This window comes from Synechococcus sp. CS-1333, assembly GCF_025128015.1.
Taxonomy (GTDB): Bacteria; Cyanobacteriota; Cyanobacteriia; order PCC-6307; family Cyanobiaceae; genus MW101C3.
The window spans coordinates 21,672-29,375 of the sequence record NZ_JAHLYO010000021.1 but is presented as its reverse complement, the minus strand read 5'-3'; the positions used below and the strand labels follow the sequence as shown (position 1 = coordinate 29,375).

Here is a 7,704-nt window from a genome sequence, read left to right as displayed (position 1 = left end):
CCCCCCGCTTCAACCAATGCCTCCGCCCATGGCGCGAAGCGTGCCAGCTGCTCGCTATTGCTCGCCGCAAGCACGGGAAAGTCTGTGCTCGCAAGGCTTTCGCCAGCTACTAGAGGGGTGGGACTGCGTTGCAGCCACTGCTCTCAACGAGCATCAAGAGCCACTGCGAAACGAGCCGAACCGTCCACTATGAACTTATGCAACAGTCACGCGGCTCCCTGGCTCACGGTTGCGCTGGCCGCGCATGAAGCCACGAGAGAAGACAGCAGGTGCCACAAGAAGGCAACGACTCCGCTCAGACCTCTCCAGCGCAGCCCCTCCTGGCAGAGCTGAGAGAAGCCGGTTCGCACCAGAGGCCGAGCACAAGCTCTTCGGACGTAGCCGTTCCAAGCCCCATCGCATTCCAGCTTCCAATCCGCTCCGCTACTCCGCTTCTCACCACCCAGCGGCCGGCTTGGTGAACGCGACGGACGGATAAGGCCCAGAAGCCCTCAGCCATACGGAGGGCCAGTGTGCTCAGGAAGGTGCGTTCAAAGCTGTGAGCACCCTTAGCCTCAACCGGACCTCTGCCCCTGGGAGGCCTTTGAACAGCAGAGTGTGGCTTTCGGCTACAGACGCGCTACCGAGAGGCCAAACCAAGCTTGCCCAGGCCAGAGCAAAACCGAGGCAACAGAGGCGATAGCAGCTGCTGGCCTGCCTCAAGACAGAAGAAGGCCCAGGACCTGCCAGCGGACCGTTCTCCCATAAAAAAGCCGCGGCTGGTGCCGCGGCGGAGAAGTATTAGCTGAGCTCGGAAGAGGTTCAGAACAGACCAAGGGTGAGGGATTTGTCGATCGGCATGGCGGCACCGATGCCCAGGTAAATCGTGAACGCGGTACCAAAAAGGAAGGCCCCCATGGCCACAGGGCGGCGGAAGGGGTTCTGGAACTTGTTGAAGCTCTCAATAAAAGGAATGAGCATCAAGCCGAGGGGCACCATTGTTTGAAGAGCGATGCCGAGCAGCTTGTTGGGGACAACCCTGAGGATCTGGAAGACGGGATAGAGGTACCACTCGGGGAGAATTTCCAGAGGAGTGGCAAATGGATCGGCTTTGTCACCCAGCATGGCTGGGTCGAGGACAGCGAGCCCAACAACGCAGGCGATGGTGCCAAGGATCACCACTGGGAAGATGTAGAGGAGATCGTTGGGCCAGGCGGGCTCGCCGTAGTAGTTATGCCCCATGCCCTTGGCGAGCTTGGCGCGGAGCTTGGGATCGCTCAGATCAGGCTTCTTGAGGATGTGCATGGAGGGAACCTAGTGAGGGCGGCGGAAAGCAGAGAACAGGGGCAAAAAACAGGCAGAGATCACAAGGGACCGGAAATGCCTTGCTTACGGATCATCAGGAAGTGCATGAGCATGAAGACCGCAAGCAGCCAAGGCATCACGAAGGTGTGAAGGCTGTAGAAGCGGGTGAGGGTGGACTGACCGACGCTTTCACCACCACGGAGCAGCTCAACCATGAAGTCGCCAACCACTGGGACGGCGGCAGGAACGCCGGAAACAATCTTGACGGCCCAGTAACCCACCTGATCCCAGGGGAGGGAATAGCCGGTGACCCCGAAAGAAACTGTGATGACGGCCATGGTGACGCCGGTGATCCAGGTGAGCTCACGGGGACGCTTGAAGCCGCCGGTGAGATACACGCGGAACACGTGAAGAATGAGCATCAGCACCATCATGCTGGCGCTCCAGCGATGCACTGAGCGGATCAGCCAACCAAAGCTGACATCCGTCATGAGGTACTGAACCGAGGCATAAGCCTCAGCGACGGTGGGCTTGTAATAGAAGGTCATCGCGAAGCCGGTGGCAAACTGGATCAGAAAGCACACCAGGGTGATGCCGCCGAGGCAATAGAAAATGTTGACGTGGGGCGGCACGTATTTGGAGGAGATATCGTCTGCGATCGCCTGGATCTCCAGACGCTCCTCAAACCAGTCGTACACAGGGGACGACTTGGCAGCCGGAGACGAGTTCGCCATGCAGCAGGGGACGGTGGGTTGCGAGAGTCTACCGATTGCCGTGGACCGGTCGTGATTGCTGGCAGGCCTCTGAAACAGAGGGCATGGGCCTTGGTGTCGGCGGCCTCTTTGGCCCTGATCCTGGTGGGGTGCCCGCCCCCCGCGCAGGCCCTCAACGACGCGCAGCAACTGGTGGTGGAGGCCTGGCGCCTCGTGAACCAGAGCTATGTGGACCCCGAGCGCTTCGAGACTGTGCACTGGCGCCAGTTGCGCCAGCAGGCCCTTGAACAGAGGATCGAAAGCAGTGGTGAGGCCTACGACGCCATCGCCGCCATGCTGGGCCCGCTGGGTGACCCCTACACCCGGTTCCTCAGCCCAGCTGACTACGCCGCTCTTCGTTCAAGCACCAAAGGGAGCGTCAGCGGGGTGGGCCTGCAGCTTGGGACGGTGGGCAACGACCAGACCATCGTGGTGATTGCGCCCCTGGATGGCTCGCCGGCTGCCGAGGCGGCCATCGGCTCCGGCAGTGCCCTGCTTGAAGTGGAGGGGCAAAGCTGCGCCTCACTCGGTCTGGAGGCCACAGCGGCACGGCTGCGAGGGCCGGCTGGAAGCCGGGTTCAGCTGCTGGTGCGCTCACCCGAAGGCGTGGAACGGCTGCTGCTGCTGGAACGCAGAACCGTTGACCTGCAACCCGTGCGGCAGCGCGAGTTCAATGCGCAGGGCCACCGGCTTGGGTACCTGCGCATCAGTCAGTTCAGCGAGCAGGTGCCCGAACAGGTGCGCGACAGCCTCACTGCCTTCGACAGCCATGGAGTGGAAGGGCTTGTGCTGGACCTGCGCAACAACTCCGGCGGACTGGTGGATGCCGGAGTTGCCGTGGCCGGAGCCTTGCTGGATGGCCAGCCGATCGTGGAAACCCGCACCCGCAGCGGCCTGAGCGAAGAAAGGCAGGCCCCTCCCGGCCAACTGTTCCGCGGGCCGATGCTCACGCTGGTGAATGGCGGCACAGCCAGTGCCAGTGAGATCCTGGCCGGGGCTCTCCAGGACGATGGACGTTCGCAACTGTTGGGTAGCCGCACCTTCGGGAAAGGGCTGATTCAGACACTCATCGGGCTGGGCGACGGCAGTGGCCTCACGGTGACCGTGGCCCGCTATGTGACCCCCAGCGGCCGCGACATCCAAAGCCTGGGCATCACCCCCGATCAGGCCCTGCCCGAGCCGGAACCGCTCAACCCCGGCGGAGAGGACGACACCTGGCTGGCGGAAGCGGCCGCGAGGCTCGCCGGGGAGTTGGCCTGAATGAAACGCACCCGCACCTATCACGATCCCCTGCATGGGGCCATTCGCCTCAACCGTGACAATCCAGCCGAAGCGCTGGCCATGGAACTGGTCGATACCGTGCCGTTTCAACGGCTGCGCCGCATCCGCCAGCTGGGGCCCGCCTTTCTGACCTTTCACGGAGCTGAATCCAGCCGCTTCACCCATTCCCTCGGGGTGCTCCATCTGGTCCGTCGCGCTCTGGCGGAACTCACTCCCCAGGCTCCCGATCTGCTCGAAGCCCAGGGCGTTCTGTATGCCGCGGCCTTGCTGCACGACGTGGGCCATGGCCCGCTCAGCCACTCGGGCGAGGAGATGTATGGGTTACGGCACGAGCGCTGGTCGGCCCGGCTGGTGCGCGAGCACCCGGATCTGCGCGGCCCGATGGAGCAGTTCGCTCCCGGCACCGCCGAGGCTGTGGCCAGCCTGCTGGAAGAGGGCAGCCACCCGCATCCCTCGATCGCGGCGCTGGTGAGCAGCCAGCTCGACTGTGACCGCCTCGACTACCTGCTGCGGGACAGCCACAGCACCGGAACCTGCTTCGGACAGCTGGACCTCGACCGCCTGCTGGCCGCCCTGACCCTGGCCCCCGACCGCAGCCTTGCCATCCATCCCAAAGGCCTGATGGCAGTGGAGCACTACCTGGTGGTGCGCAATCTGATGCACCGCAGCGTGTACAACCACCGCCTCAACGTGGTCTGCAACTGGCTGCTGCGGCAGCTGATCCTGGCCGCCCGCGACGCTCGCCCCGATCAGGTGTTTGCCGATGCGGTCATGGCCCGCTGGCTGTGGGAGCCGGCGGCGCTGGATGTCTCCACCTATCTGGCCAACGATGACGTACGCACCGGGTACCACCTGCTTCGCTGGGCCGAGGACGGACCTGAGCCCCTGCGGCAGCTGAGCGCTCGCCTGCTGGAGCGCAGGCTGTTGAAGGCCCTTGACGTGAGCGCCCTGCCAGCGCAGGGCCGGTTGGAGCTGCTGGCACTGGCCCAGCGCCACGCTGCCGCCGCCGGCCTCGAACCACGGGTGTGTTGCGGGCTCGATCAGCGCCAGAGCCGTGGGTATCACCCATACAAAGGTGGGCTGCGGCTATGGGACGGTCACACGCTCGAAGCGCTAGAGGAGCGATCGCCATTGGTGAGCAGCCTGGTCAAACCGGTGGAGCTGTGTTGGCTGATCCATCCGGCTGAGGTCAACCAGCAGCTGAGGCAAGCGCTCCGGCAGCGATCGGCTGAATCGAGACCCCCTGGGTAAGTTGTCCTCCTTCGCCCGCACCGATGGCTGCCGTTCTGATTGCGGCTTCAGCGCCCGGCCTCGCCCATCAGATGCTGCTGCCGGCCTCCCCTGACGGAGCAGCCACTGCCTTTCAGAACGTGCGCCTCGCTCTGGGGCACAGACCACCGCAGGGGCCGGTGGTGCTGCAGAGCGGAACCTGGCAGCTGGATCTGCCGCAGCTGCGCGAGCTCCAGCGGTTGTTCCGCAGCCATGGCCTGAAGCTTTGCAGGGTGGAGGGGCGGTGCGAGGAAACGCTGGTGGCGGCGGCGGCGATCGGACTTGCCGTTGTCTCCAGCCGCAGCTCGGAAGAGGGGTCAGGCGCGGCGGGGAACAGCGACAGCCAGGCGAGCGGCACCGTCGCAGGGCTGCCCGGCAGCGACGGACTCAGCCTGCATCGCGGCACGCTGCGCGCCGGGGACCACGTGGAGGTGGGGGGATCGCTGCTGGTGCTGGGGGATGTGAATCCGGGCGCCCGTGTACGCGCCGCGGGTCATGTGCTCGTGTGGGGACGGCTGCGGGGCATTGCCCATGCGGGCTGCGAAGGGGATGCAAACGCCAGGATCGTGGCCTTGCACCTGCGGCCTCTGCAGTTGCGGATCGCAGATGCCGTGGCCCGCGGGCCCGAAGATCAACCACCGCTGGGCTTCTGCGAGCAGGCCACGCTGGTGGCAGGAAGCATTCGGATCGATCCGGCGGAACCGTTCTGGCCGGTGACGGAGGCCTGAAGATCCCTTGGCTGGCACGTTATCGCTGCTGAAAATCTCTGGGTTCCGGCATTGGTTCGGTGCTGCCAGCTCATCAGCGGTTGATGATCCCCAGCCCGCCCAAAAGGCCCGCCACCCCCATGAACCACAGCGGCGAAAGGCGCGTGCGCAGCATGAGGAAGCACACCACAATCGAAACGAGATAACCCGGAACCCCGTGGTTGGCCGTGTTGAGGATCTTGAAGCCCACCACGAAGAGAATGCCCAGGGTGATCGGCCCAAGACCGCGCTCAAATGCCACCCGCCAGGGGGAATGCTCCAGGCGTTTCCAGCTGAGGCAGGCGACCACCATCAGCAGCGTGGATGGAATGAGAATGGCCAGTTCAGCGGCGTAGGCACTCACGAGCGCCATCCATGGCCCTTCCTTCCAGGCCGCCCCCATGCCCAGCAACCCCACAATCATTGAGCTGGGGCCCGGGGCCGCCTCCGCCAGCGCGTAGATATCCGAGAACTGGGAATCGGTGAGCCAGCAGAACTGCTCCACACTGATGTGGTGATACTCCGCCAGCAGGGTGTTGCCGCCTCCCAGCGAAAACAACGAAAGAGAAAGGAAGGTCCAGATCAGTTGAAGGAAGTCACCCAGCTGAGTGGTGGGAGGGGTCGCGCAGGAAAGCAAGACCAACGGCGAGCTCATAACGGCTCCTGGGCGCTGCTGCGGGGCCAGTACCAGACCATGGCCAGTGGACCCGCCACCAGCACCATCGGAATCAGCCGCACATGGAACACGGCCATCGCCACAAAGGTGAGCGCAGCCAGTAGCAGGGCAACCCGATCTCGCCAGTAGGTGTGCAGGATCTTGAAGCCCATCGACAGGGCCATGCCGGCCGCCGCTGCAACGACCCCGGCCAGCACCCGATCCACGGCCGGGATCTCATGCACCTGGAAATACACGAGGCCGAGCAGCATCAGCAGCGTGAATGGCACCACCAACATGCCGGCAAGAGCCACCAGCGCTCCGACGAGCCCGTGAAAACTGGCGCCGATGTAAACGGCCATGTTGATCTGGTTGGGCCCGGGGAACAGGCGCGCCACGGTGAGGCCGGTGAGGAAGTCCTGGTCGGACATCCAGCGGCGCTGCTCCACCACGATGCGCTGGCTCCAGGCCGAAAGGCCACCGCCAAAGGAGGAGAGCGCGACCTGCAGCATGCCGATGAACAGCTGACGGAGGCCGGGGGGTGGCGCCAGCCCGGCAGGGCACGGAATCGGGTGCGGTTCGGGAGCAGACGCAGGCATCAATCGTGCACGAAGTGGGGATCAGGGGGGAGTTCACCCAGTTCGTGCAGGCTTGGATTGAGCGGGTCGGGGGCGGCATAGGGGCTGGCCTGCTCCCAGTCGGCTGCGAACGTGGCCTTGAGCCGTTCCACCACGGCCGGGGCATCACACTCGATGCCCAACTCCCGGCGCAGATCAAAGGCGCTGCGGTCGATGTTCATGGATCCGGTCTGGGCGGCAATGCCATCCATGAGGATCAGCTTGGCGTGCAGCTTGAGATGTTTCTGCCGCCGCACCTTCACACCGAAGCGTTCCATCACCCGCAGCGATGAGAAGGTGTCGTAGATGTCCCAGTCACTGATGCCGTGCTTTCCTCCGCAGAGCACGCGCACCTTCACCCCCCTTTCGCGGGCCGAAATGATCCGGTCGAGGATCACCGCATCCACGAACTTGGGATGCTGGATCCACAGCGTGTTGTTGGCAGCATCCACGATCCGCGCCATCTGGCCGCGGCTGTGCAGACTGCTCCACAGCAGGCCGACCGCCAGATCAGGGGAGAAGAAGGTGCGGTTCCAGTCGGCCTCGAAGCCAGCAATCACCTGCTCCACCACAGCTTTGGCACAGCTCACCACGCCATAGTCCCGCGTCTGGGTGAAGTACTTGTCACTCAGGTTGAAGGTGGCGATGAGGGCCTGTTCGCGGTCCACCACCATCGATTTCTCGTGGGTCACAGGGAAGGCTTCGCTCGTCCAGTTCACCTCCATGCCCCAGTCACACAGGCGCTGGTAGGCGGCATCGTTCCAACGATCGCCGCCGGAAGTGTGAGGATTGAGCATCACCCGCACCTGCACACCACGTTGATGGGCCCGCAGCAAGGCCGCTTCCACCGCTTCCGATTCCAGCTTGAACTGCTTCAGCAGCAGTTGCTCCCTGGCCTCTTCAATGAGCGCCACCACCGCTTCAGCGCCGTCGTCGGGCATGACCAGAAGCCTCTGGTAATGGGGGAGCGGATCCGGCATCGGACAGGTGACAGCACGTGCACCGTTTTACTGGGCTCAGGAGCGTCTCGCCCGCAGCAGCAACGGGTACGGAGGGTGCCGACCACAAGTGGACGTAACCTGCAGGCATCCCTGGCAGCG

General features: G+C 64.1%; 8 protein-coding genes. 3 read left to right on the top strand and 5 right to left on the bottom strand.

Annotated elements, in window-relative coordinates; genetic code table 11:
• Positions 1–801: 801 nt before the first annotated feature.
• Together petD and petB are read right to left on the bottom strand one after the other, a co-directional pair.
• Complete coding sequence (petD, locus tag KQ303_RS09540) at positions 802–1,284, bottom strand: cytochrome b6-f complex subunit IV (RefSeq protein ID WP_094514044.1); 483 nt, start codon at positions 1,282–1,284, stop codon at positions 802–804.
• 59 nt (positions 1,285–1,343) lie between these two features.
• The gene (petB, locus tag KQ303_RS09535; RefSeq protein ID WP_094514048.1) at positions 1,344–2,018 is read right to left on the bottom strand and encodes a cytochrome b6; all 675 of its coding nucleotides are present in this window, start codon (positions 2,016–2,018) and stop codon (positions 1,344–1,346) included.
• Positions 2,019–2,111: 93 nt separating this feature from the next.
• On the opposite strand from petB, the gene ctpZ reads away from it, so the two are divergent.
• From ctpZ to minC, 3 genes are read left to right on the top strand one after another with little or no spacing between them, the layout of a single operon-like run.
• On the top strand, positions 2,112–3,296 hold the full coding sequence (ctpZ, locus tag KQ303_RS09530; protein WP_259730083.1) for a carboxyl-terminal processing protease CtpZ: 1,185 nt from the start codon (positions 2,112–2,114) through the stop codon (positions 3,294–3,296).
• A complete protein-coding gene (locus KQ303_RS09525) occupies positions 3,297–4,568 on the top strand; it encodes an HD domain-containing protein (RefSeq protein ID WP_259730082.1) in 1,272 nt (423 codons plus the stop codon).
• Positions 4,569–4,591: 23 nt separating this feature from the next.
• Complete coding sequence (gene minC / locus KQ303_RS09520) at positions 4,592–5,314, top strand: septum site-determining protein MinC (RefSeq protein ID WP_259730081.1); 723 nt, start codon at positions 4,592–4,594, stop codon at positions 5,312–5,314.
• Positions 5,315–5,387: 73 nt separating this feature from the next.
• On the opposite strand, the gene KQ303_RS09515 is transcribed toward minC, so the two are convergent.
• From KQ303_RS09515 to KQ303_RS09505, 3 genes are read right to left on the bottom strand one after another with little or no spacing between them, the layout of a single operon-like run.
• A complete protein-coding gene (locus tag KQ303_RS09515) occupies positions 5,388–5,975 on the bottom strand; it encodes a chromate transporter (RefSeq protein ID WP_259730080.1) in 588 nt (195 codons plus the stop codon).
• A gap of 8 nt (positions 5,976–5,983) precedes the next feature.
• Positions 5,984–6,586, bottom strand: a complete 603-nt coding sequence (locus KQ303_RS09510) for a chromate transporter (protein WP_259730079.1) — start codon at positions 6,584–6,586, stop codon at positions 5,984–5,986.
• A complete protein-coding gene (locus tag KQ303_RS09505) occupies positions 6,586–7,584 on the bottom strand; it encodes a phospholipase D-like domain-containing protein (RefSeq protein WP_259730078.1) in 999 nt (332 codons plus the stop codon). Before KQ303_RS09505 ends, KQ303_RS09510 begins: the two co-directional genes overlap by 1 nt.
• Positions 7,585–7,704 lie beyond the last annotated feature (120 nt).

Bases quoted from the DNA above. Each gene is read 5' to 3' on its own strand.
- petD (WP_094514044.1), bottom strand. From the start codon at position 1,284: ATGCACATCCTCAAGAAGCCTGATCTGAGCGATCCCAAGCTCCGCGCC.
- petB (WP_094514048.1), bottom strand. From the start codon at position 2,018: ATGGCGAACTCGTCTCCGGCTGCCAAGTCGTCCCCTGTGTACGACTGG.
- KQ303_RS09525 (WP_259730082.1), top strand. From the start codon at position 3,297: ATGAAACGCACCCGCACCTATCACGATCCCCTGCATGGGGCCATTCGC.
- minC (WP_259730081.1), top strand. From the start codon at position 4,592: ATGGCTGCCGTTCTGATTGCGGCTTCAGCGCCCGGCCTCGCCCATCAG.
- KQ303_RS09510 (WP_259730079.1), bottom strand. From the start codon at position 6,586: ATGCCTGCGTCTGCTCCCGAACCGCACCCGATTCCGTGCCCTGCCGGG.
- KQ303_RS09505 (WP_259730078.1), bottom strand. From the start codon at position 7,584: ATGCCGGATCCGCTCCCCCATTACCAGAGGCTTCTGGTCATGCCCGAC.